This window comes from Paraburkholderia steynii, from assembly GCF_900100565.1.
GTDB classification, from domain to species: domain Bacteria; phylum Pseudomonadota; class Gammaproteobacteria; order Burkholderiales; family Burkholderiaceae; genus Paraburkholderia; species Paraburkholderia terrae.
This window is the reverse complement of the sequence record NZ_FNDI01000022.1, coordinates 141,314-164,411: the sequence shown is the minus strand read 5'-3', so window position 1 is coordinate 164,411 and position 23,098 is coordinate 141,314. Positions and strand designations below refer to the sequence as shown.

Annotated in this window: 20 protein-coding genes; 6 read left to right on the top strand and 14 right to left on the bottom strand. The window is 62.4% G+C overall.

The window, feature by feature from the left end:
* Nucleotides 1-4: 4 nt before the first annotated feature.
* The 5 genes from BLT65_RS32210 to BLT65_RS32190 form a co-directional block, all read right to left on the bottom strand.
* A complete protein-coding gene (locus BLT65_RS32210) occupies nt 5-892 on the bottom strand; it encodes a dihydrodipicolinate synthase family protein (protein WP_091785657.1) in 888 nt (295 codons plus the stop codon).
* 37 nt (nt 893-929) lie between these two features.
* Complete coding sequence (gene glyA / locus BLT65_RS32205; protein ID WP_091785654.1) at nt 930-2,225, bottom strand: serine hydroxymethyltransferase; 1,296 nt, start codon at nt 2,223-2,225, stop codon at nt 930-932.
* Between the two features lie 81 nt (nt 2,226-2,306).
* Nucleotides 2,307-3,182, bottom strand: a complete 876-nt coding sequence (locus BLT65_RS32200; RefSeq protein ID WP_091785651.1) for a glycine betaine ABC transporter substrate-binding protein — start codon at nt 3,180-3,182, stop codon at nt 2,307-2,309.
* A gap of 99 nt (nt 3,183-3,281) precedes the next feature.
* Nucleotides 3,282-4,163 (bottom strand): ABC transporter permease, encoded by an 882-nt coding sequence (locus tag BLT65_RS32195; RefSeq protein ID WP_007584651.1) that lies wholly within the window; start codon nt 4,161-4,163, stop codon nt 3,282-3,284.
* Nucleotides 4,160-5,449, bottom strand: coding sequence for a quaternary amine ABC transporter ATP-binding protein (locus tag BLT65_RS32190; RefSeq protein ID WP_091785648.1), 1,290 nt, complete (start codon nt 5,447-5,449; stop codon nt 4,160-4,162). The genes BLT65_RS32195 and BLT65_RS32190 overlap by 4 nt, the downstream gene beginning before the upstream one ends.
* Before the next feature lie 729 nt (nt 5,450-6,178).
* Here BLT65_RS32190 and BLT65_RS32185 point away from each other — a divergent pair.
* Nucleotides 6,179-6,478, top strand: coding sequence for a hypothetical protein (locus BLT65_RS32185; RefSeq protein WP_042306625.1), 300 nt, complete (start codon nt 6,179-6,181; stop codon nt 6,476-6,478).
* Between the two features lie 124 nt (nt 6,479-6,602).
* On the opposite strand, the gene BLT65_RS32180 is transcribed toward BLT65_RS32185, so the two are convergent.
* Nucleotides 6,603-8,813: a PAS domain-containing sensor histidine kinase gene (locus tag BLT65_RS32180; RefSeq protein ID WP_091785646.1), complete on the bottom strand. Its 2,211-nt coding sequence runs from the start codon at nt 8,811-8,813 to the stop codon at nt 6,603-6,605.
* Nucleotides 8,810-9,220: a response regulator transcription factor gene (locus BLT65_RS32175; RefSeq protein WP_042306622.1), complete on the bottom strand. Its 411-nt coding sequence runs from the start codon at nt 9,218-9,220 to the stop codon at nt 8,810-8,812. Before BLT65_RS32175 ends, BLT65_RS32180 begins: the two co-directional genes overlap by 4 nt.
* A gap of 288 nt (nt 9,221-9,508) precedes the next feature.
* On the opposite strand from BLT65_RS32175, the gene BLT65_RS32170 reads away from it, so the two are divergent.
* On the top strand, nt 9,509-10,504 hold the full coding sequence (locus BLT65_RS32170; protein WP_091785727.1) for an aldo/keto reductase: 996 nt from the start codon (nt 9,509-9,511) through the stop codon (nt 10,502-10,504).
* Between the two features lie 129 nt (nt 10,505-10,633).
* Here BLT65_RS32170 and BLT65_RS32165 read toward each other — a convergent pair whose 3' ends face one another.
* Both BLT65_RS32165 and BLT65_RS32160 read right to left on the bottom strand, forming a co-directional pair.
* Nucleotides 10,634-11,044 (bottom strand): VOC family protein, encoded by a 411-nt coding sequence (locus BLT65_RS32165; protein ID WP_091785643.1) that lies wholly within the window; start codon nt 11,042-11,044, stop codon nt 10,634-10,636.
* Nucleotides 11,044-11,574 (bottom strand): helix-turn-helix transcriptional regulator, encoded by a 531-nt coding sequence (locus tag BLT65_RS32160; protein WP_091785640.1) that lies wholly within the window; start codon nt 11,572-11,574, stop codon nt 11,044-11,046. The genes BLT65_RS32165 and BLT65_RS32160 overlap by 1 nt, the downstream gene beginning before the upstream one ends.
* A gap of 173 nt (nt 11,575-11,747) precedes the next feature.
* On the opposite strand from BLT65_RS32160, the gene BLT65_RS32155 reads away from it, so the two are divergent.
* Nucleotides 11,748-12,605, top strand: coding sequence for a hypothetical protein (locus BLT65_RS32155; protein ID WP_091785637.1), 858 nt, complete (start codon nt 11,748-11,750; stop codon nt 12,603-12,605).
* 11 nt (nt 12,606-12,616) lie between these two features.
* Here BLT65_RS32155 and BLT65_RS32150 read toward each other — a convergent pair whose 3' ends face one another.
* The gene (locus BLT65_RS32150) at nt 12,617-13,474 is read right to left on the bottom strand and encodes a LysR family transcriptional regulator (RefSeq protein ID WP_091785635.1); all 858 of its coding nucleotides are present in this window, start codon (nt 13,472-13,474) and stop codon (nt 12,617-12,619) included.
* A 104-nt stretch (nt 13,475-13,578) separates the two neighbouring features.
* Here BLT65_RS32150 and BLT65_RS32145 point away from each other — a divergent pair, with 104 nt between their 5' ends.
* Nucleotides 13,579-14,880 carry an aspartate aminotransferase family protein gene (locus BLT65_RS32145; RefSeq protein ID WP_091785633.1) on the top strand — a complete coding sequence of 434 codons (1,302 nt, stop codon included), beginning with the start codon at nt 13,579-13,581 and terminating at the stop codon, nt 14,878-14,880.
* Nucleotides 14,881-14,904: 24 nt separating this feature from the next.
* Here the strand turns inward: BLT65_RS32145 and BLT65_RS32140 are convergent, their stop codons facing one another.
* From BLT65_RS32140 to BLT65_RS32125, 4 genes are all read right to left on the bottom strand, one after another.
* Nucleotides 14,905-16,521 carry a methyl-accepting chemotaxis protein gene (locus BLT65_RS32140; protein WP_091785630.1) on the bottom strand — a complete coding sequence of 539 codons (1,617 nt, stop codon included), beginning with the start codon at nt 16,519-16,521 and terminating at the stop codon, nt 14,905-14,907.
* 23 nt (nt 16,522-16,544) lie between these two features.
* The gene (locus BLT65_RS32135; RefSeq protein ID WP_091785627.1) at nt 16,545-17,894 is read right to left on the bottom strand and encodes an MFS transporter; all 1,350 of its coding nucleotides are present in this window, start codon (nt 17,892-17,894) and stop codon (nt 16,545-16,547) included.
* Between the two features lie 138 nt (nt 17,895-18,032).
* Entirely contained in the window at nt 18,033-19,415 is a 1,383-nt protein-coding gene (locus BLT65_RS32130) for an MFS transporter (protein WP_091785624.1), read from the bottom strand.
* Nucleotides 19,416-19,666: 251 nt separating this feature from the next.
* The gene (locus tag BLT65_RS32125) at nt 19,667-20,758 is read right to left on the bottom strand and encodes a porin (RefSeq protein ID WP_042306613.1); all 1,092 of its coding nucleotides are present in this window, start codon (nt 20,756-20,758) and stop codon (nt 19,667-19,669) included.
* 311 nt (nt 20,759-21,069) lie between these two features.
* Between BLT65_RS32125 and BLT65_RS32120 the strand changes: the two genes are divergently transcribed.
* The gene (locus tag BLT65_RS32120) at nt 21,070-21,648 is read left to right on the top strand and encodes a UbiX family flavin prenyltransferase (RefSeq protein ID WP_007740728.1); all 579 of its coding nucleotides are present in this window, start codon (nt 21,070-21,072) and stop codon (nt 21,646-21,648) included.
* 226 nt (nt 21,649-21,874) lie between these two features.
* A complete protein-coding gene (locus BLT65_RS32115; RefSeq protein ID WP_091785621.1) occupies nt 21,875-23,062 on the top strand; it encodes an FAD-dependent monooxygenase in 1,188 nt (395 codons plus the stop codon).
* The last annotated feature ends 36 nt before the right edge of the window (nt 23,063-23,098 follow it).

The following is a 23,098-nucleotide window of genomic DNA, read 5'->3' as shown; positions in this document are numbered from 1 at the left end:
CACGTTACTGAGCGTTAGACAACAACGGGCGTACGAGCTTGGCAAAGCCGCTGCGTTCGTCTTCATCGAGCGTGCCGAGCGGCGCGCGTGCGGCACCGACGGGCATGCCCGCCAGTTCGCAGCCGTATCGGACGTACTGAATGAACTTGCCGCTGCGTTCCAGCAGTTCCAGCACGGGCAGCAACTGCGCCATCAGTTTGCGGCCGGTTGTGAAGTCGCCTTGCTTCACACAGGCGTCGAAGAGCGCCGTGTGCGCTTCGGGCAGGAAGTTGGACGCGCCGCCCACCCAGCTCTTTGCGCCCCAGACGAAGAATTCGAGCGCCTGGTCGTCCATCCCGCAACTCAGCACCAGTCGCTCCTTGAAGTGCGTGGCGAGATGATGCAGATGCGAAATATCGCCCGTGCTTTCCTTCATCGCGATGAAGTTGGGACGTTCGAGCAGTTTCGACAGCACGTCGTCGCTGATGTCAGTGCCCGTGCGCGCCGGAAAGTTGTACAGCATGACGGGCATGTCGAGGCTGTCGTCCACTTTCAGCAGATGGGTCAGCAGTTCGTCCTGGGTCGGCTGCGCGTAGTACGGCGCGGCAAGCAGCAGCGCATTCAGGCCCGCGCGTTTCGCTTCCTGGCCGAGGCGGATCACTTCTTTCGTCGTCGTCGCGTTGATGCCTGCTGTCAGCCAGGTCTTGCCGCCCGCCGCTTCGGCGACGGTGTTGAACGTCTCCACGCGTTCGTCGAAACTCAACGCGTAGTATTCGCCCGTCGTTCCGCCAATGCCGAGGCCCGAGACACGGCCCGCGAGATTCGCGGCGTGCTTGCCGAGCAACGTGTGATCGATTTCGCCATCCGCCTTGAACGGGGTGACGAGCGGTGTATGTACGCCCTCGAAGCTCATTTCGATTCTCTCTTGAGTAGGTAATCAGCGAATCGCTTTACACAAGCGCTTCGGCATGCGAGTAAATGGGGAACTGGCTGCACAGGTCTCTCACGCGACTACGGACAGCGCGCTCGACCTGCTCGTCGCCTGCCGGTTCGTGTTCCAGCGCGGACAACACTTCCAGAATCATCTGGCCGATCTGCTCGAATTGCGCGGTGCCAAAACCGCGCGTCGTGCCTGCCGGCGTGCCGAGGCGAATGCCCGACGTGACTGTCGGGTTCTGCGTGTCGAACGGAATGCCGTTCTTGTTGCAGGTGATGCCGGCCCGCTCCAGCGCCTTCTCGGCCTGCGTACCCGTCAGACCCTTCGAGCGCAGATCGACGAGCAGCAAATGGTTGTCGGTGCCGTCTGTCACGAGGCTGAGACCGCCCGACTTGAGAACATCGCCGAGTGCCTGTGCATTGCGCAGCACCTGATCGATATACGCGGTGAACTCCGGGCGAAGCGCTTCGCCGAATGCGACCGCTTTGCCCGCGATCACATGCATCAGCGGCCCGCCCTGCAAGCCGGGGAAAACGGCCGAGTTGATCTTCTTCGCGATGTCGCCGTTGTTGGTGAGGATGAAGCCGCCACGCGGACCGCGCAGCGTCTTGTGCGTCGTGGATGTCACGACATCGGCAAACCGAACCGGGTTCTCGTGCCGCCCCGCTGCGACGATGCCCGCGATGTGCGCCATGTCGACCATCAACAGCGCGCCCACGCTATCGGCGATTTCGCGGAACGCGGCGAAGTCCAGCGCGCGCGGATAAGCCGAATAGCCCGCGATGATGAGCTTCGGCCGATGCTCTTCAGCCAGCCGGCGCACCTGCTCGTAGTCGATGCGATACGTTTGCGGATTCACGCCGTACTGAACCGCGTTGAACCACTTGCCCGACAGCGCGGGACGCGCGCCGTGCGTCAGGTGGCCGCCCGCATCGAGCGACATGCCCATCACCGTGTCGCCCGGCTTGACGAGCGCGAGCATCACCGCCCCGTTCGCCTGCGCGCCCGAGTGCGGTTGCACGTTGGCGAACTCGGCTTCGAACAGCGCCTTCACGCGGTCGATGGCGAGCGCCTCGATGCGGTCCACATGCTCGCAGCCGCCGTAGTAACGCTTCGACGGATAGCCTTCCGCGTACTTGTTGGTTAGCACGGTGCCCTGTGCTTCCATCACCGCCGCCGAGACGATGTTCTCGGAAGCAATCAGCTCGATCTGCGTTTGCTGGCGGCGCAACTCCAGCGCAATCTCCGATGCGATGACAGGGTCGCGGCTCTGGAGCGGTTCTGCAAAAAAGCGCGAGTTCTCGTTCACGTGGTTACTCCGGGAAAAATCGTGAGGCATGTAGTGCAAGACGGCAACAACCGGTTGATGTCATACGGGGTGCTGTGCGGCTTATTGCTGCAACCAGGCCTTCAGCTTTTCCGGATGTGCATCGACGAATTTCTTCGCCGCCGTCGCGTAGTCGTTCGTGCTGTTGCCTTCGAATTCAATCGCCTCGACATCGGCGAGGCTCAGCTTGAAGTGCTTGAAGAACACGTCAGCACGGGGGAATTTCGTTGCGAACTGCTTCGATGCGAACGCGTGTACCTGCTCCTCGCCGCCCAACGTGCCTTTCGGGTCCTTCAGGTAGCGCATCTGCCATTTCTGGAACAGCCAGTGCGGGCTCCAGACCGTGGCGACGATCCATTGCTTCGACTGATAGGCGCGCGACACGCCCGCGAGCATGCCCGCCTCGCTCGACGATTGCAGGTTGTAGCCGTTCAGGTCGTACGCCTTGAGGGCCTTTTCGGATGCCTGCATCAGACCGCCGCCGGGCTCGATACCTTGAATGGTGCCGTTCAGCTTGCTCTTCACCTCCGGCTTTTCGAGGTCGGAAATCGTGGCAACCTGCGACTCGGGAATGTAGGCGGGCACTGCCCAACCGTTCTTGCCGCCCGTATAGATCACGCCGACGTCTTCCATGTCGTTCTTGTACTTCGCGTAGTAGGCGCCATGCGTCACGGGCAGCCATCCGCCGACCATGATGTCGAGATCGCCGCGTGCGACACCCTGATACTGGATGCCGATATCCGCCTGCACGAACTGGACGGGCTGCTTGAGACTGGTCTCGAGCGCGTACTTGGCGACATTGGCGACGGCCAGCACGTCCGCCCAGTTGGTCACGGCCATCTTGATCGGTTCGGCCGCCACGGCGTGGCCAGCGCTCACTGCAACCACCGTCGATACAGTCAGTTTCGCAACCAGCGACTTGAACAGATTGATCTTCATACAGTACTCCTACGCGATTATGGAAATTCTAGAAAAATGGACAAACTTAGCGTTGTGGTGTGTTGTAGCTTTACAGCGAGATGACGGTGTGCGCTGGCGTCAGGTGCGCACCGCCGCGTTCGTGCCGGGCTTTGCGGTTCGTACGGTGCGCTTCGCCTTCTTCGCCTTCACGCCAAAGCTCTCCGTAAGGCGGTCGAGCACGATGGCAAGCAGCACGACGCCCAGCCCACCCTCGAAGCCGATTCCGATGTCGAGCCGCTGGATGCCGCTCAACACATACTCGCCGAGACCGCCCGCGCCGATCATCGATGCGACCACGACCATCGAAAGCGCCATCATGATGGTCTGATTCACGCCGGCCATGATCGACGGCAGCGCATTCGGCAGCTGGATTTTCCAGAGCAGTTGCGAATCCGTGCTGCCGAACGAGCGGCCCGCTTCCAGCAGTTCTTCGCGCACCTGGCGAATACCCAAGGTGGTGAGGCGTACGACGGGCGGCATCGAGAACACGATGGTGGCGATCACGGCGGGCACCCGGCCCAAACCGAACAGGATGACGGCGGGGATCAGATAGACGAATGCCGGCATCGTCTGCATGAAATCGAGCAGCGAGCGCAGGACCATTTCGACGCGTTTGTTGCGCGCGCCCCAGATGCCCAGCGGCACACCGATCACGAGACTGAAGACCGTCGCCGCCATCACCAGCGCCAACGTCGACACCGTCTGCGCCCACAGCCCCATGTAGTGGATCGCCAGCAGCGCAATGCCGACGAAGACCGAGAACACGACGCCCCGCCGCCACAATGCGAACGCGACCAGAAGCACGAGCATCGCGACGAACGGCACGGCAGCGAGTCCGTCTTCCAGCAGCTTGATGACTGCGCCCAATGCGGCGGAGAAAGCGTCGAAGCCGCCCCGGAAATGCTGAAATAGAAAGTTGACAGCGTTTTCCGCAAACTTCCCGATGACTGACGAGTTCATGCTGCTCTCCGTTCCATGACCTGCTTGAGAATCGTCCGGCAGGACACGACGCCTGCGAGCCTGCCGGCTGTATCGGTGACGGGTACGTCGTGTTGCTGGCTCAAGGCGATCGTGGCCAGTTGATGCAGATCCGTATCCAGCGGGACAGCGTTCACGTCGTTCACGAACGCTTCCCGAATCGAATGAGTACCCGTCTTGTGCAGCGAAGCCGGCGTGACGCAGCCCAGATATCGACCCGCTTCGTCGCACACGTAGCCGCATTCCACGCCGCTATCGATAAGCTGATTCAGGTAGCGCTCCGAAGGCGCGGCAACGTCGCAGGAAATCAGTCCGCGTTCCACTGACGTCATCAGGCTCGACGCCTTCAGGAAGCGCGAAACGTCAACGTTGCGGAAGAAGTCGCGCACGTAGGCATCGGCGGGCGACTGGATCAGTTCGGCCGGCGTGCCAACCTGAATCAGGCAGCCATCTTTCATGATGCCGATACGGCCACCGATCTTGATCGCTTCTTCGATGTCGTGCGAAATGAACACGATGGTGCGCTGCTCTTCTTTCTGAAGCCGCAGCAGCTCGCTTTGCATTTCGAAGCGGATCAGCGGATCGAGCGCCGAGAAGGCTTCGTCCATCAACAGCACGGAAGGATTCACCGCAAGGGCGCGAGCGAGGCCGACCCGTTGCTGCATGCCGCCGGAGAGTTCGCCCGGCAGCAGCTTTTCATACGAACCGAGGCCGACCCGCGTCAGCGCGGTGCGCGCAATCTCGTATCGCTCGGCCTTCTTGAGGCCCGCGACTTCCAGTCCGTACGCAATGTTGTCGAGCACCGTGCGGTTCGGCAGCAGCGCGAACGACTGGAACACCATCGCCATCTTCTTGCGGCGCACATCGCGCAATTCCGGCGTCGACATCGGTGCGATGTCGCGGCCTTCGAGGATCACCTGGCCTGAGGTCGGCTCGATCAGCCGGTTGAGCAGACGCACCAGCGTCGACTTGCCGGAACCGGACAGGCCCATGACGACGAAAATCTCGCCTGCCTTGACGCTGAGGCTCACGTCGTTGACGGCAACCATGTTGCCCGTCTGCTCGAAGATTTCGTTGCGGCCGAGACCTTGCCTGATCAGTTCAGCGGCACGCTCGGGCTTCGGTCCGAAGATCTTCGACAGGTTCTTGACCGTGAGAATATCGGTCCCGGAGATAGCGACGGGTTTCGCCGCTGCGGAAACCTCTTCCGCTCCGAAGGCACCCGGATGGACCATGCTGTCCGGCGCGAATGTCAGGTTTGGCGTCATTCTGTCATCCCAACTGGCGAGTTCAGGAAATCGGCGCCGCGCATTGCGTTTGCTTGATATGCGGCAGCACTCGATTGCGAACCCGGGTTTCTCCGCACGATATGCCGCTCAACTTCTGACGAGCAGAAGATTCGTGCGTCACATCCGGCGAACCGCGGGCTTAATGCATGAAGTGCAGCGTATCAAGACAATTTGCTTCATCCAGCTACATTTTCTGCGCTCTTTCCCATACCTCAGGTAATGCAAGGTTTTCGTGCATTGGGTGCGAGAGCGTGCATTCGACGGTGCAACGACTCGCGCTTCGAGATGGGGCGGGGGTTTGCGGGCGAATGACGCGCCCGGCGGCGGGGGAATAGGGCGCGAGGGACCCGAGCTGTTCTAGCGGTTTTGTAGGGAATGTACCAGGGCGGAACGGTTATAGCGGGCAATAGCCCCGTGCGACAAGGCTCTCGGCCCGCCGGAAGCGTGAAGCTTGCAAATTACTTCCGACTGACGGCGACGCGAAGGACTCACCGAGCCGGGCCATCAGTTCGACCTTTCCGCAGATACGCAGACGCAACAATGTCTCGCATGTCATTTCCATTTGTGGATTAAACACAAATCCGGCAAGTCATCCTTCCCGCCAGCGCCCTTATTCTCCTCGGCTTCGCCGAATAGACTGGTTCCGACGTTGACGCACATTCGTTCAACGAACTTTCGATCCCTTAACTGATTCTGGAGGTACCAGCCATGAAAACCAAACTTGTCGCCGCCGCTCTTCTCGCCGCTACGGCCTTCGTATCCGCTCCCGTCTTCGCAAGCGGATTCGGTCCGGCTCCTTACTACAACCCGATCGCCGGCGCACCGGCATCGGAACGCGGTCCGGCTGCGACGATGGCAGAAGGTGGCGATACGGGCGCAACGTCGTATGGCGGTGTTGCTTCGGGTACGTCGCAAGCGGGCTCGCGTGGCCTGCTCCACAAGCACAACACGGGCGCCAATTCGTGCGTCGGCCCCACCAGCTACTGCAACATCTACTTCGGCAGCTGATCGTCGATGCGCGGTCTCGCGTTGGACATGAATCACTCTTTAACCAGCGGCCCGCTTCGCTTCGAAGCCGCCGCTGATGTGCGTCCTTTCTCTTCTCTTCGCCAACCAGCGCACGCCTGATCCTTCAGCTTTCGACCTTCACCACTTCGTCCAGCGGCAGGATGAATTGCATCGTCGTGCCTTCGCCTTCCTGCGATTCGGCCCAGATGCGCCCGCCATGCGCTTCGACAATCGAACGGCAGATCGACAGCCCGATGCCCATGCCTTCCTTCCTCGTCGTGAAGAACGGGCTGAACAGACGCCGGCTGTTCTCTTCGCTGATGCCCGTGCCCGAGTCTTCGACGCTCAATTGCGCATGCCCGTCATCGACCTTGTGCGTGACGATCTTCAACCGGCGCGCGCGGTTCTTCACGGCCGACATCGCCTGCACCGCGTTCATCATCAGGTTGATGACGACCTGCTGGATCTGCACACGGTCGACGGACACGCGCAGAACATGCTGCAGATTGCCTGTCTCGACTTCGATTGCGTGCGCTTCCAGTTCACGCCGCAACAGTTCGATCGCCTCTCGCGCGAGCGCATTCAGATCGAGCGGCATCGGACTCGGATCGCGTTTCTGCGCCATCGCGCGGATCTGCCGGATGATGTCGGTGGCGCGTTTCGCGTCGCGCGTCATGTTGCCGATCGACAGCCCGACCTCGTCGAGATCGGGGCGCGGCCGGTTGAGCCAGCGCTTCGCCGCATCGCCTGCCGTGACGATCGCGGCGAGCGGTTGCGTGACCTCGTGCGCAATCGAAGCGGCCATTTCGCCCAGCATCGTCACGCGCGTGACATGCGCGAGCTCGGCCGTCGAGCGGTCCAATGCTTCCTGCGCGGTCACGCGGTCCGTCACGTCCATCAACGCGCCGACATACTCGACCTTTCCGGAAGCGGGCGCCGACAGATGCGCGACGTAATGGACATGCTTGACCGAGCCATCCGTCAGCAGCAACCGGAACTCGCTGTCGATGTGCGACTCGCCTGCCAGCGCCCATTCATGCGTGCGCTTCACGATGTCGATATCGTCGGGATGAGTGCGCGCGGCGATCAGCTCGATGCTGGGCGTCACGTGACGGGGTATGTCGAAGATGCGATACGTCTCGTCCGACCACCACATGTCGCACTCCGGCACGCGCGTGGCGATGCTGCCCGTGCAGCTCAAACGCTGTGCATCCGACAAAAACGCCTCGCTGCGTTCGAGCGCCTGTTGCGTCTGCTTGTGCTCCTCGATATCGGTATTCACGCCGTACCAGCGCACGATTTCCCCATTCGCGTCGCGCAGCGGCTCCGCGCCAACGTGCATCCAGCGGTACACGCCGTCCTTGCGCCTGATGCGCGCGGTCGTTTCGAGCGCGCTGCCCGTGGCGACGGCTTCGCGCCACGCGGCCTGCATCGCGGGAAGGTCGTCGGAATGTACGATCGATTGCCAGATATCGCGAATGTCGTCGGCGAGTTCCACGCCGTACTCGTTCCAGCGCCGGTTCATGTAATCGGGGCAACCGTCGCGCGACGAACTCCAGACCATGCCGGGAATCGCGTCGATCGTCGCGCGCAATTCGTCCTGCTGGCGCTGCAACTCCGCTTCCATCTGTTTGCGCGCGGTAATGTCGTTGCTGGTGGCGAGGATCGCGAGCGGTTTGCCCCGGTCGTCGCGCCACAGCGTGCAGCGGCTGGAGATGTAAACCGTCGCGCCGTCGTTTCGTATGCGCTCCAGCTCGCCGTGCCAGCCGCCGTGAAGCAAGGTCTCGCGGCGAATCTCGTCGATGGGCATCGTCGACGCCTTCGTTTGCGTGAGTTCGTGCAGCGGCTGGCCCATCGCCTGTTGCGCCGTCCAGCCGTATAGTCGCTCCGCGCCCTGGTTCCAGAACGTGACGTGGTCGTCCATGTCGTAGACGATGATCGCGTCATGCGTGAGGTCAAGCATTTCGAGCTGCTTGCGCAGCATGTCGTTGCTCGCCTGGTTTCGCAGCGCCAGCATCGACGTGGTCGCGATGGCGAGCAGACTGACCACGCAGCGGGCCACCGAGCCATCCGAGTAGTGCCCGTCGTGAGACAACATGAATCCCAGCAGCGTCAACGCGACGCAACCCCATGCGACGTTGGCCGTCATCGCGCGTGAGCCCGCCGAGGCGACCAGCAGCACCACCGTCGCGTACAGCACGGCGACGGCGATATCGATCATCGTGAACGCGTCGATGACGAACACGGCCGCTGCAATCGCAGCGGCCGCCGGATAAAGCGCGCGCGTGCCCCGGACGCGGCCTGCAGACAAGATTGGCAACGCGTCGAAAATCATCGCGCTCCCGCCGGCGGTTGCGCCGCAGAGGCGCGGGATGCGTGCGTTCGCACCGATTCGAGGCAGCGTGTCACATCGGTGACGTCAACGGGCTTGCTGAGCATGCAGACGGCGCCCGCGTCGAAAGCCAGCCGGCGGGTTTTCTCCGACGCGAACGCGGAGATGAAAATGATCGGCGTCAGCACGCCGCGTCCGACGAGTTGCCGGTACATGTCGATGCCAGAAATGCCCGGCATCTGCACATCTGAAATGATGCAGGTCACGTCGCCGAGGTTGCCCGACGCCATGAACTGCTCCGCCGACGCATAGAGCCGGGCCCCCCAGCCGAGCGACCGAACGAGGCTGGAGGTCGCGACGCGCACGGACTCGTCGTCGTCGATGATGGAGACAATCGGGTTGTTGCACACGGCACGGGCCCTTCAACAATGAAGCGCCGCGCGCTCGATGGCCCGTCAACGGTTGATGGCCTGCAGCGCGCGACTGGATAGATCGTCGCTGTCGTGATCGACAGCCTGCATGGAACCGATTATCGGAGCCGGGGGACGCGCGGACCCCTCGTTCCACCCGGTATTTCTCTATTCGCACGGCACAAAACGCACGCGTGGCAATCTTTTCAGTCAGCCTGCAAGACGTGGCGGAAGCGGGCTTTCGTCGAATTGCGACATAATCGAATGCCGAACCGCACGGAGTATGAGATGGACTATGTGAAGCTGGGCCGCACCGGACTCGATATCTCCCCGCTCTGCCTGGGATGCATGACGTACGGCGTGCCCGAGCGAGGCCCGCACCCGTGGACGCTGAACGAGGACGCAAGCCGCCCGCTGATCCGCCAGGCGCTGGAAGCGGGCATCAACTTCTTCGACACCGCGAACACGTACTCGGACGGCACGTCGGAAGAAATTGTCGGCCGCGCGTTGAAGGAATTCGCACGGCGCGACGAAATCGTGCTCGCGACCAAGGTGTTCTTTCCGATGGGCAATCGCGCCGACGCGAAGAAGCCGAATGGATCGGGCCTGTCGCGCAAGGCGATTTTCCAGTCGATCGACGCGAGCCTGTCGCGCCTTGGCACCGATTACGTCGACCTGTATCAGATCCACCGCTGGGATTACGCAACGCCCATCGAAGAAACGCTGGAGGCGCTGCACGACGTCGTGAAGGCGGGCAAGGCGCGCTATATCGGCGCGTCGTCGATGTTTGCGTGGCAGTTCGCGAAAGCACTGCACGTGGCGGAGCGAAACGGCTGGACGCGCTTCGTGACGATGCAGAATCACCTGAACCTGCTGTACCGCGAGGAAGAGCGCGAGATGCTGCCGCTGTGCGCGGACGAAGGGATCGGCGTGATTCCGTGGAGCCCGCTCGCGCGAGGCCGTCTGACGCGCGACTGGGACGAGACCACCGAACGCCAGCAAACCGACTCGTTCGGCAACAGCCTTTACGACAAGACGGCGGACGCGGATCGTCGCGTGATTGAAGCGGTCGCGAAGATCGCGCAGGCGCGCGGCGTTCCGCGTGCGCAGGTGGCGTTGGCGTGGGTGATCGGCAAGGCGGGCGTGAGCGCGCCGATCATCGGCGCGTCGAAGCCGCAGCATCTGGACGATGCAATCGCGGCGCTCGGTGTGAAGCTCACTGCGGATGAACTGGCGTCGCTCGAAGCGCCGTATGTGCCGCACGACGTGGTGGGCTTTCAGTAAGCGTCTTTTCGCTCGCGGAACGGCGGCGTGCGCCGCTGCTCCGCGAGCGAGTTCGAAACCTGCTTACCAGTGGTAGTTCATGCCCGCGAAAACCTGGCGTCTGGCGCCAGCGTGGCGCGCGTGATCTCGCTAAGTCGCGGGGGCCTGGATCATTTTCCAGCCGTTGCCGGCGGGGTCACGGAAACCCGCATCGACGCTGCCGAAGCGTTCTACGGGCTCCTGGATGAACTCGACGCCGCGGGCTTTCAGTTGCGCATAGCTCGTGCGGCAGTCCGCCACCGAAAGCACGAGGGGCGGCATGGCGCCCTTTGCGACCATCGCGCGCAAAGTTTGAGCCGTGGCCTCGTCATGCACGGGCGGGCCGGGCGTGAACAGGCCGAGTTGAAACGAAGGCTGTTCCGGATGCTGCACGGTGAGCCACCGATACGCGCCATTGCGTACGTCCGTGTGGACGCGAAATCCCAGCTTGTCGACATAGAACGCGAGTGCTTCGTCCTGATCGTCGACATACAGGCCCACTACGTTGATTCCCTGGTTCATCACGACCCCTCCTCGATTGGTTGCCGAAATGTACCTTTGGCCTTGCGGCGACGCTTCTCCAAAACTGCTGTGGTGAGGTCCGGCCGCTGCGCGGCCTTCAGAATGCAGGCCGGCACGCGGGCAAGCTGATGCCCGTTGGCGCGCGCCTCGACGCGCATCGCGCTGGGGCTTCGACCCGTCACGTCGCGAAACGTGCGGCCGAACGTGCCGAGGCTCTCCCAGCCAGTGGCAAAGGCAATTTCCGTGATGGTGAGCTCAGTGTCGCGAAGCAGCGTCGTGGCCTGCTCGATGCGCCGTGTCAGCAGGTATCGGTGCGGCGGAACGCCGAACGCTCGTTTGAAGCAGCGCGCGAAATGGGCCGTGGAAACACCGCTGATCCCTGCGAGCCGTTCGACGGGCCAGGCCTCGTGCGAGGCTGCGTCCATGTGGTCTTTGGCGCGTAGCAGGCGGCGCAGCAGAGCCGGATCTTGCAATGGATCATCGACCGGTTCTGCCGGCGAGTGCGCGTCGTGGTCGTGGCTAGCAGGCATGGGTTCGGGAACGGGCGGCGAGAGGCTAGTTTAGGCCGAACGCCAGTACACGCAAAGCGGCGCTTGCTTCGTGCAATGCCGCTGCCGTTCGCGTCGACGCGCCTGGCATCGCTACGAATCGAAGACTATCCAATCAAGGCAGCACGTCGCTGTTACTTTGGAGAGAGGTCGGCATGTTCAAGAGTCGAATCACAGGAGCGGGACAACCGGCGTCGCTGCCTGCAACGCATACCGGCACGAAAGACGATAAAGCGACTCGCGACAATCAGACTCGACGGTCCGCTCCGCCGTCGCAATTCAGTCCGTTGCTCGCACGCAGAGGCAGCACCAGTTCGATCTCGTCCGAAGGTTCATCGTCGAGCGATACCGAATCGTCCGGCGACGAATCGGATTTCGGCAGTTCGGCATCGTTTCGCCGCACGAGTTTCTCGTCGTCATCGGATTCGCGCGCAAGCTCGCCGAAAGGGCGATATTTCGATAGCCAGACGTCATTGAGCGACTTTGTCAGCGATGATTTCGACGAAAGGCATCTCGCTTCGACTGACGACGAGGCGAAGGCAAAAGCGAAACAGCGACTCGCCGACAACCCCCGTTTGACGAATAGCACGGTGGCGGTTCTTTCCGACAAAGACAAAGCCACCCTGCGCGACGAGTTGAAGTTTCGCAACGAAACCGGCCACTTCGATACGTCGTCGTCAGGCAAGATCGAAGGCGTGGATCATCGCCTGGTTGCCACTGACCACAATCCGCCCAGCAAGCCGGGCAAGCCAGTGAAGAGCGGGCCGGTCGAGAACTTCACGTATCGAACCAATCATCCTTATCGCTTTTACAACATGAAGAAAGGCGACAGTGAACCTGTGGAAGACAGCGGTCATCTGCTCTACAACGTGGCCGAAAATGGGCATACGCGTATCGCTTCGCATCTGACGGGTATCGATCCTGTCAATCTCGACGAGAACGGAGACGCAACCCCAAAGCCCGGGTATGAGCAGTACACGACTACGCTCAAACGCATGGATGACACGAAGTAAGTGGACGCCCATCACAGCACCGGCAGCATCAACCGGATGTGCTCCGCAAACGCCGCCGTCAACAGCGACGGACGCGCCCTCGCAAACTTCAGCGAAACACCGATAGCAGGCAACGCCGGAAGCCCGGCATCCGCATTGAGTACGCTCAGATCCGCGGGGACCGCCGTCTGCGTCATGACGGCGAATGCCTGCCCCGAGCGAACCAGCGCAGTGAGACCCGCAAGACTGCTGCTCGCATACGCGATGCGGTAAGCCCTGCCCGTGCGTTGCAGCGCTTCGCGGGCGGCGATGTGATCGAGCGTGTCCGGGTCGGAGAGCGCCAGCGGCAACGGATCGAAATCCGCCGAATCCAGCCCCGGATAACCGATCCAGACGAGTTGCTCGCGTCGAATGATGTCGTCGTGCGCGCTGCCTTCGGGCAACGAAATCATCGCGAGGTCCACCTCGCGCTTTTCCAGTCGTTCCAGCAATCGTGGCGTAGGCCCGCACACCACTTCAACCAGCGCGTGCGGATGCTGACTGGAAAACTGCCGCAACAACGGCGGCAAAAACACAGCGGCATAATCGTCCGGACAGCCGAAGCGGATCGTTCCCGACAGCCCCTTGCCGGATAAATCGGCCATCGCTTCATCGTGCAGCCGCAAGATGCGTTGCGCGTGAATCAGCAGACGCTCGCCGGGATTCGTCAGCACCACGCCCCGGCCAGTGCGCTGAAAAAGCGGTTGATCGACGATTTCTTCGAGCCGCTTCATCTGCTGGCTCAACGCCGACTGCGTTCGTCCGACGCGGCCGGCCGCGCGGCTGAGCGCCCGCACCTCGGCGATCACGGCAAACGACCGCAACAGATCGATCTCAAGAGAAAGGCTCAAGGTATTAGATCCCCTTCTATCTCACATTAGAACTATTCGATTCTATAAAACCAGAGAGCCGCCTAGACTGCAAGCTATTCCCACCATCGGCGAGGAGAAGCACGGTGTCCAACAACAACGACGCAGCCTTCTGGCACAACGCCAGGCAGCACCTGATCCGCTACGGCGGCACGTTCGAACCGATGATCATCGAGCGCGCGCAGGGCAGTTTCGTCTATGACGCGGATGGTCGCGCGATCCTCGATTTCACGTCGGGACAGATGAGCGCGGTGTTGGGGCATAGCCACCCCGAGATCGTGTCGGTGATCAGCGAGTACGCCGGCAAGTTGGACCACCTATTCAGCGGCATGCTCTCGCGCCCGGTCGTCGATCTGGCGACCCGGCTGGCCGACATCACACCTGATGGACTCGACCGCGCGCTGTTGCTCAGCACGGGCGCGGAATCGAACGAGGCGGCCATTCGCATGGCGAAGCTCGTCACCGGCAAGTATGAAATTGTCGGCTTCGCGCAGTCGTGGCACGGCATGACGGGCGCCGCCGCGTCCGCCACCTATAGCGCGGGCCGCAAGGGCGTCGGTCCCGCTGCCGTCGGCTCGTTCGCGATCCCCGCGCCGTTTCTGTACCGGCCGCGCTTCGAGCGCGACGGCCATTACGATTACCTCGCTGAACTCGACTATGCGTTCGATCTGATCGATCGTCAGTCGAGCGGCAACCTCGCGGCCTTTATCGCCGAGCCGATCCTGAGTTCGGGCGGCATCATCGAACTTCCCGAAGGCTATATGGCGGCGCTCAAGCGCAAATGCGAAGAGCGCGGCATGCTGCTGATCCTCGACGAGGCGCAAACGGGCGTCGGCCGCACGGGCACGATGTTCGCCTGCCAGCGCGACGGCGTCACGCCGGACATCCTCACGCTATCGAAGACGCTCGGCGCCGGCTTGCCGCTCGCGGCCATCGTGACGTCCGCGCAAATCGAAGAGCGTGCGCACGAACTCGGCTATCTGTTCTACACGACACACGTATCCGATCCGCTGCCTGCCGCAGTCGGTCTGCGCGTGCTCGACGTGGTTCAGCGTGAAGGACTGGTCGCGCGGGCCAATGTTATGGGGGACCGGCTCAGACGCGGGCTGCTGGGTCTGATGGAGCGCTTCGAGTGCATCGGCGATGTGCGCGGACGCGGCTTGCTGCTGGGCATGGAGATCGTCAAGGATCGCCGCACGAAAGAACCCGCCGATGGACTCGGCGCGAAGATCACACGCGAGTGCATGAATCTGGGGCTCAGCATGAACATCGTGCAGTTGCCCGGCATGGGCGGCGTGTTCCGGATTGCGCCGCCGTTGACGGTGCGCGAGGAAGAGGTCGATCTGGGTCTCGAGTTGCTGGGAGAGGCGATCCGGCGGTCGGTGTAGTTCGTCGAATGCGGACAACGCGCGTCAGGCCACGCCGCCCACCCGAAACACCGCGACCTGCCGGGTCAGGTCGCGTGATTGCTCGTCGAGCAGCTGAGCGGCCGCGCTGGCCTGCTCGACGAGCGCCGCGTTCTGCTGCGTAATCGAGTCCATCATGCCGAGCGCCGCATCCACCTGCTCGATCCCGGTGCGTTGTTCTTCTGCGTCGGCGGCAATGCCGCTCATCATTTCCCTGAAACGACCGGCTGCATCGAGCACGGCCCGGATCGACTGTTCAGCATCGGCGACGAGCGTCGATCCGTCCGCCGCCGCGCCCACGGAATCCGCCACCAGCACGCCGATTTCTCTGGCAGCCGTCGACGCATGCTGCGCAAGCGAACGCACTTCGGACGCGACGACCGCGAAACCTCGTCCGTGTACGCCCGCTCTTGCAGCTTCCACCGCTGCGTTCAACGCGAGTATGTTGGTCTGAAACGCAATGCCCTCGATGATCCCCGTGATATCCGCGATCTTGCGCGAACTCGCCTGGATGCGCGCCATCGTGCTGCTCACCTGATCGACTGCGACATTGCCTTCGTTCGCCGCGCTCGCCACTTCGTCGGCAATCGCGTAGGCGTCACGCGCGCGCGCCGCGTTCTGCCGCACCGTGTCGGTAAGGCCGCTCATGCTTGCCGCCGTCTGTTCGAGCGAGGCGGCCTGCTCTTCCGTACGCGACGACAGATCGAGCGTGCCCGCCGCAATTTCGCCGACCGCCGTGCCAATCGATTCGCAGCTATCGCGCACTGCCGTCACGGTATGCGAGAGCCGGACCTGCATCTGCCGCAGACCGTCGAGCAACTGTCCCATTTCGTCGGCGCGATGACGTGGAATGGCGCGGCTGAGATCGCCTGCGGCGATCGCGTCGAAGTGCGTCAGCGCGTCGCCGAGCGGCGCCATGATCGCGCGGCGCAGCGAGCGCCAGCTGAATGCCGCCGCCGCGATGCCGAACGCGATCATCGCCGACGACACGACGACGAACAACCTGAAATAGCGCTCCGCATCGTCGTAGCTGCGCTTTGCGTTCGCGAAGAGCGCGCGCTTCAGCACGTCGTTGGCGGCGCTCATGTCGTTGAACAGCCCGCTCAGCTGCAACGTGCCGATGCGTTCGGCGCTCGCGCGGTCACCCGCTTTCAGCGCATCGACGAAGGCGCGCATCGCACGGCGCAGCGCATCGCGGCGCTGGCCCGCTGCTTCGATCAACGCGGCCTCGCCCGCTTCATGCACGCCGGCTACGAAGCTGCGCCATTCCTCATCCGATTGCACGAAGAAGCCGTCGGCATGGCGAATCTGTTCCGTGGCACGCGCGGTATCCGCCTGGGCCATCGCGCCGCCGAGCACGAGCCGCGTGCGCGCGATCAGCAATTCGGCGTTGCCGATATGCATGGCCGCTGTCAGCTTGTTCTCGTAGGTGTCGCGGTTGGCACGGTTCGCGCGCCACGCGCCTGTCAGCCCGAGCACGCCGATGGCCGTCATCAACAAGGCCAGCAGTGCCATCGTCAACACGATGCGCTGTTGCAGCGACATTGTCTTGCGCCGGGCTTCGGGTGCTGCGGCGAAAGAGGACGTGAGCGCGGCGGCATCGGCGGTGAGAGTGGAAAGCATCGTATGAACCCTTGACTGAGCGATCACGCGATCGACTGGGCTGCATCGCGTCGCCGGTTCCAACCCAGCCACACCGACAGCAACGCGATGAACACGAAAACACCCGACACGTTCAGGAACAGCTGTGCAACGGGCAAATGCATCGCCAGCAGCACGCCGCCAAGCACCGAACCGACCACCGACCCGAGCTTGCCGACGCCGATAGCGGAGCCCACGCCCGCTGAACGCAGCATCGTCGGATAGAGCATGCCCGCCACGGCATAAAGCGCGAACTGACAGCCGATCACGCACACGCCGCTCATGAACGACGCGCCATATAGCCAGAGCGCGGGCATCGGCATGCCAAGCGATATGCACACAGGAAGACCCAACATCGCGAGCAACAGGATCACCGCGACCCCGTAGCGGTCCACGCAGCGACTCAACGCGAGCGCGCCGACCGTGCCGCCCACCGGGAACATCATCGCGGCTTTCGCAGCCTGGGCCGCAGGCAGCGCGCTCATGCTGAAGAGAATCGGCAGCCAGTTCTGCAGAAAATGCAACGCGAGCGAGTTCAGCACGAACAGCACCCACAGCAAGGGCGTCACGCGGGCGAGGCCGTTGCTGAACAATGCAAGCGGCGTCGCGCGCACACGCTTTTCATCGTCGACGACATAGCGGACGTCCGTGCCGCCTGGTTCGATACGCGGGTCGAGCCTGCCCACGATGCGCGAGATGTGCCGCACCGCGCGGCCATTGAGTATCAGAAAGCGAACCGATTCGGGCAACAACCAGACCGACGCGACGGCGACCACCACAGCCGCCACGCCGCCGACTTCGAAAAGCACGGGCCAGCCGTAACGCGGCAGCAGCCACGATGCAATCGCGCCGCCGCCACCCGCGCCGATCGAAAAGCCCGAGAACATCAGCGTGATCCACGTCGCGCGGCGAGCCTTCGGCGCGTACTCGGACACGAGCGCGACTGTATTCGGCACGACGCCGCCCATGCCGATGCCCGCGAAGAATCGAAGCACGGTCAACTGATCCAGCGACGTCGCGTCACTGCATGCGTACGTCAAGATGCCGAACCACAGCGAGCCGTAAATGATCGTGAGCCGCCGTCCGATGCGATCGCCGATAAAACCGAGCAGCAATGAACCCACGAGCACGCCAAACAGTCCGACGCCGAACACATGCCCGAATCCAGCGGCATTCACGTGCCACGCGCGAATCAAGGTCGGCGCCGCGTACGCCGCGGCGACCTGATCGTAGCCGTCGATCAGCACGATCAGGAAACACCATGCGATCAGGCACAACGAGAAGCCGCGCAGTTTTTGCCGTTCGATCAGCGCGGTCACGTCGATGGTGCGAGTGGTCTGCGAGACGGTATTCATCGCTGTTTTATCCAGGGAGATCGCATCAGGCCGGGAAGACGAGCGGGGACGGCCGGACACCGGCTCGCCGAAGCGAGCCTGACATCAGGCATCGACAAGTCTAGAAAAAACGAGCGCGTTGCTAGTCGCGCGCGGCGATCAGGAATCGCCCAACGCGGAGCGCATCTTGATGGCAGTGTTGTCCTTGCCGTGCTCTTCGCCGAACCGCGCCCTGTACAGCACGGCCAGCACCGTCGAAAAGATGGTCGCGACGAGGAACAGGCCAGACGCCGCATAGAACATCTGCGCGAAGGGCAGATGCATCGACAGCAGAATGCCGCCTATCACGGGACCGGACACCGAGCCGATCTTGCCGACCGAGATCGCGCTGCCCACGCCCGCCGAGCGGAACGACGTCGGATAGATCATGCCCGCGACGGCATAGAGTCCGTACTGCGCGCCGACCACGCAGAAGCCGGTCGCGAACACTGCGAACATCAGCCACGCTTCGGACATGCCGTGCCCGAGCAACGCGACAACAGGACAACCGATCGCCGGCAACGAGATGATGGCCAGCACGCCATGACGATCGACGAAGCGGCACAGGATCAGCCCACCGAGCACGCCGCCCACCGAGAACATCGTTGTGATGAGGCCCGCGCTTTGCGGATTGATGCCGACGCCTTCCATCAGGATCGGCAACCAGTTCTGCAGGAAATACAGTGCCATCGAATTGACGATGAAGACGATCCACAACAGCGGCGTGATGGCGCGCAGGCCGTCCGAGAAGATCAGCTTGAGCACGAAGCGCTTCTTCTCTTGCACTTCGCCCGGCACGAATTGCGCATCCGCAGGCAAAGCGATATCGGGGCGCAGGCGCGCGACCAGCTTGCGCACCGTCTCGATGCCGCGCTCACGCACGACCAACAGCTTCGCGGATTCCGGCAGCATGACGATCAGCAGCAGCGCGACAGCAAGCGAGCCGACGCCGCCCACGACGAACATCACGGGCCAGCCGTAGCGATGAATCAACGCGGACGACACCAGACCGCCCGAGCCCGCGCCGATCGAGAAACCGGAGAACATCAGCGTGACCCACGTCGCGCGCAAACGCTTAGGTGCGTATTCGGCCACCAGCGCAACCGAATTGGGCACCACGCCGCCCATGCCGAGCCCCGCGATGAATCGCAGCAGCATCAGTTCGTGCAACGACGTCGCCCATACGGACACCAGCGTCAGCAGCCCGAAGAACAGACTACCCGACACGATGGCCCGCTTGCGGCCGAAACGGTCACCGAAATAGCCGAAGATGAACGAACCGATCAGCGTGCCGAACAAACCCGCGCCGAATACAGGACCGAAGCCGCCGCGCGCGACGTGCCACTCCTTGATGATCGCGGGCGCCGCAAACGAAACCGCCGTCTGGTCGTAGCCGTCCATCAGCATGATCAGGAAACACCAGAACAGCAGGCCAACGGCGAAACGTCCTGTCTTTTGCTCTTCGATGAGGGTCGATATGTTGAATGTGCGGTCTGCTTGCATGTGCGTTCCAATGTGCCTGATCGGCCGGCGACGCGTTTGCTGCGCGCCGCCACCCCGTGCTGCTTGCCTTTGGCGCCGCCACCGGGAGCCTCAATATACGGCCCGCCGGCAAGCGACAGAATCAAAAAATCTCGATGATCAGATCGAAAAAGGTGAAGAAAGCCCTACCCCGTTGCCCTTCCCCGCTCCTTCACCGCTTCTTCACCCGTTCCACAGCCGTCCTCACGCCATATCGCCTCCAGCCACACGCGTCAGAACATGTGATTGATACCGATGCGTCCAACCGTCTGCGCGCTCGAACTCGAAGGCTGATAACCGAACTGCTCGGCCTTCGCGCCCGTGCCGGACGCGCGCTGCAAGCCGACGCCCCCGTAAACCTGCGTGCTCTTGGACAGGTAATGGGTCAGAAACAGGTTGTACTGGTTGTACGTCAGCCCTTCGAACATCGAGCGGTTGTACGAGACCCCCAGCACGTAGAAGCGCTTGCCGCCGCTCAGATCGATGTTCACGCCGACCTGGTAGTTACGCTCCGTCACCGAACCCTGCGGATCTTCGAGCTTCACGTCCGTAAACGTTGCGTGCGGGATGAAATCGCCGACCGAGACCGAGCCGCCGACGGCAATCGTGCTGTACCGTTCCGCGTTGAACTGCACGCCCTGCTTCAGCGTCTGGCCGAGCACCGACGTCACGCCGAACGTGCCGAACAGGTCGGCGGTGCGGTTGTGCGACATCGAATACGCCGCGCCCAGTTTCACGGTGCCGTTCTGGTAACGCGCGCCGATGCTGTACTGGCGCCCGTCGCTGAAGTTGGTCTGATTGCCGAAGCTGTTCATTACGCCCGCCTGAAAGCCGCGGAAATCGATCGTCTCGTACTTCACCGAGTTGTCGAGCGCGCGGGTGTTCGCGAGTCCGTCCAGATTGCCGACCGTGTAGAACGACGAGATGCCGGGCACCGAGTTGTTCAGTCCGCCCACGTATTCGTATACGTAGTCGGGAATGTGGCCGAGGCTCAGCGAGCCGAACCGGTCGTTCGAAATGCCCACGTACGCATCACGATTGAAGAAGCTCGTCGGATTGATCTGCGCGCCCGTGTTGGTCAGGAAGCCCGATTCGAGCCGCGCGAACACCGTGTTGCCGCCGCCGATATCCTCCTTGATCAAAAACCCGAAGCGATCCGGCGTGCGCTTGCCCGCCGATTCCTGATACAGATGCGCGCCGTGCGAGTTCGTAACGAAATCGACGCCGACGTCGATGCTCCCGTACAGCGTCACCGATGACTGCGCGAACGCGGGGCAACTAAGCGCGACCGCACAACCGCCTACCAGCAGACTCGTCGTTTTCAACCAGTGTCTCCAATGTCTTTATTGTCGCCAGCCGGCTGCGTGCCGGCTGATCCCCATCTGGCGTGTGCCGGCAAATCCGTCACCGGATACCCGTGGTCTGCCATATGTTGCCGAGAGTGTATCCAACGTATTTACGGCTTTGAATCGCGAATTATTTATCAACCAATCGAACAAAACGAACAAAGCTATTAATGGATCGGTAAAAACACCAGGAGCGGGGATTAAATCGCCTTTTACGCTTCTTTTAGCAGAAACCGGGTGCTAACATCCGCCGCGTCACGCGAACCAGGATTGGTATTCGGGAGAATCTTATGGATATGAGAGGCATGCCGCCACGGCGCATGGTGGTCGGCATCAGTGGCGCGTCGGGCGTCATTTACGGTGTGCGGCTGCTGCAACTGCTGCGCAAGCTCGACATCGAAACGCACCTCGTGATGAGCCGCTCCGCGCAGGTCACGCTCGCGCACGAGTCGGACTACAACGTCGCCGACATCCGCGCGATGGCGAGCGTCTGCCATTCGAACACCGACATCGGCGCGTCCATTTCGAGCGGCTCGTTTCCCGTGATGGGCATGATCGTCGCGCCCTGCTCCATCAAGACCTTGTCGGAGATCGCGACAGGTATGACGGCGGGCCTGCTGTCGCGCGCCGCCGACGTCGCGTTGAAGGAGCGCCGCCGTCTCGTGCTGATGGTGCGCGAAACGCCACTGCATCTGGGCCACCTGCGCAGCATGACGGCCGTGACGGAAGCGGGCGCGATCGTCTATCCGCCCGTGCCCGCCTTCTACGCGAACCCGGAGTCGCTGACCGACATGGTCGACCACACGCTCGGCCGCGTGCTCGATCTGTTCGGACTCGACACCGCGACGGTGCAACGCTGGGGTATGTGAGCGCGCAACGATCCGCTTTTTTCCGCCGATAAAGGGTTTATCCCAGGCACCTGCGAATTATCAAATTTCATTGATGATCCATTCGGATTAATTTGCTTCTTTCGCGTGATTCGCTGATTTAAAGTGATTTCCGATTTCACCGGGTTAGTCACTCACAAATATTATCGATTGATTGATAAGCAACGTCGATAAAAAGCGCCCATTACGAAAGAGGTCGAATCGTCGAATGAAGATAGTTATTGCAGGCGCCGGTATCGGCGGATTGACGGCTGCGGCCGCGCTATTGAAAAAAGGTTTCGATGTCACGGTGTTCGAACAGGCGCAGGCGCTCAAGGAAATCGGGGCGGGCGTACAGCTGAGTCCGAATGCGACGCGCGTGCTGTTCCGGCTGGGCGTCGGCGATGCGCTCGAAGGTCTTGCATGCGAGCCGCTCGGCAAGCGCGTGCGGCTCTGGAACACCGGCCAGACCTGGCGCCTCTTCGACCTCGGCGCGGAATCCCGCGAGACGTATGGCTTCCCCTATTTCACGCTGCATCGCGCCGACCTGCATGAAAAACTCGCCGAAGTCGTGCGCGCGCTCAAGCCCGACGCGATCCGGCTCAATCACAAGGTGGAAGGGTTTTCGCAGCAGAACGGCAAGGTCGTCGTGCAGGCCGTCAGCGGCGAAACCTGCGAAGGCGATCTGCTGATCGGCGCGGACGGCGTGCATTCGCGCGTGCGTCGCGCGCTGTTCGGTCCCGACGAGCCGGTGTTTTCCGGCGTGATGGCGTGGCGCGGCGTGATCGACGCGTCGAAGCTTCCCGAACATTTGCGCGAGTCGTACGGCGCGAATTGGGTCGGTCCGGGCGCGCACGTGATTCACTATCCGCTGCGCGGCAGCAAGCTGATCAACTTTGTCGGCGCAATCGAAAAGTCCGGCTGGCAGGTCGAATCGTGGTCCGAGCGCGGCACGCTCGACGAATGCCTCGCCGATTTCGACGGCTGGCACGAAGACGTGCGCACGCTGATCTCGGCCATCGACATTCCGTACAAGTGGGCGCTGATGGTGCGCGAGCCGATGGCACGCTGGAGCCACGGCCACGCAACGCTGCTCGGCGACGCCTGTCATCCGACCCTGCCGTTTCTCGCGCAAGGCGCGGGCATGGCGATCGAAGACGGCTACCTGCTGGCACGCTGCCTCGAACGATACGTCGACGATGTGCCTCTCGCGCTGCAACGCTATGAAGCACTGCGGCTCGACCGCACGGCGCGCGTGGTGCGCGGCTCCGCGGCGAATGCGACGCGCTTTCACAATCCGCAGCTTGCGCACGCGGAAGGCGCAGCCGCCTATGTGGATCGCGAATGGAGCGAGGAGCGCGTGAAAGAGCGCTACAGCTGGCTGTTCGAATACGACGTCGATAGCGTCGAAGTCTGATACGGCACACGCCGAATCCAGCGACAGCCCGTACGA

Coding starts and splice junctions, on each gene's coding strand:
- BLT65_RS32210 (WP_091785657.1), bottom strand. CDS start 892: ATGAGCTTCGAGGGCGTACATACACCGCTCGTCACCCCGTTCAAGGCG.
- BLT65_RS32200 (WP_091785651.1), bottom strand. CDS start 3,182: ATGAAGATCAATCTGTTCAAGTCGCTGGTTGCGAAACTGACTGTATCG.
- BLT65_RS32195 (WP_007584651.1), bottom strand. CDS start 4,163: ATGAACTCGTCAGTCATCGGGAAGTTTGCGGAAAACGCTGTCAACTTT.
- BLT65_RS32190 (WP_091785648.1), bottom strand. CDS start 5,449: ATGACGCCAAACCTGACATTCGCGCCGGACAGCATGGTCCATCCGGGT.
- BLT65_RS32185 (WP_042306625.1), top strand. CDS start 6,179: ATGAAAACCAAACTTGTCGCCGCCGCTCTTCTCGCCGCTACGGCCTTC.
- BLT65_RS32180 (WP_091785646.1), bottom strand. CDS start 8,813: ATGATTTTCGACGCGTTGCCAATCTTGTCTGCAGGCCGCGTCCGGGGC.
- BLT65_RS32170 (WP_091785727.1), top strand. CDS start 9,509: ATGGACTATGTGAAGCTGGGCCGCACCGGACTCGATATCTCCCCGCTC.
- BLT65_RS32165 (WP_091785643.1), bottom strand. CDS start 11,044: ATGAACCAGGGAATCAACGTAGTGGGCCTGTATGTCGACGATCAGGAC.
- BLT65_RS32160 (WP_091785640.1), bottom strand. CDS start 11,574: ATGCCTGCTAGCCACGACCACGACGCGCACTCGCCGGCAGAACCGGTC.
- BLT65_RS32155 (WP_091785637.1), top strand. CDS start 11,748: ATGTTCAAGAGTCGAATCACAGGAGCGGGACAACCGGCGTCGCTGCCT.
- BLT65_RS32140 (WP_091785630.1), bottom strand. CDS start 16,521: ATGCTTTCCACTCTCACCGCCGATGCCGCCGCGCTCACGTCCTCTTTC.
- BLT65_RS32135 (WP_091785627.1), bottom strand. CDS start 17,894: ATGAATACCGTCTCGCAGACCACTCGCACCATCGACGTGACCGCGCTG.
- BLT65_RS32130 (WP_091785624.1), bottom strand. CDS start 19,415: ATGCAAGCAGACCGCACATTCAACATATCGACCCTCATCGAAGAGCAA.
- BLT65_RS32120 (WP_007740728.1), top strand. CDS start 21,070: ATGGATATGAGAGGCATGCCGCCACGGCGCATGGTGGTCGGCATCAGT.
- BLT65_RS32115 (WP_091785621.1), top strand. CDS start 21,875: ATGAAGATAGTTATTGCAGGCGCCGGTATCGGCGGATTGACGGCTGCG.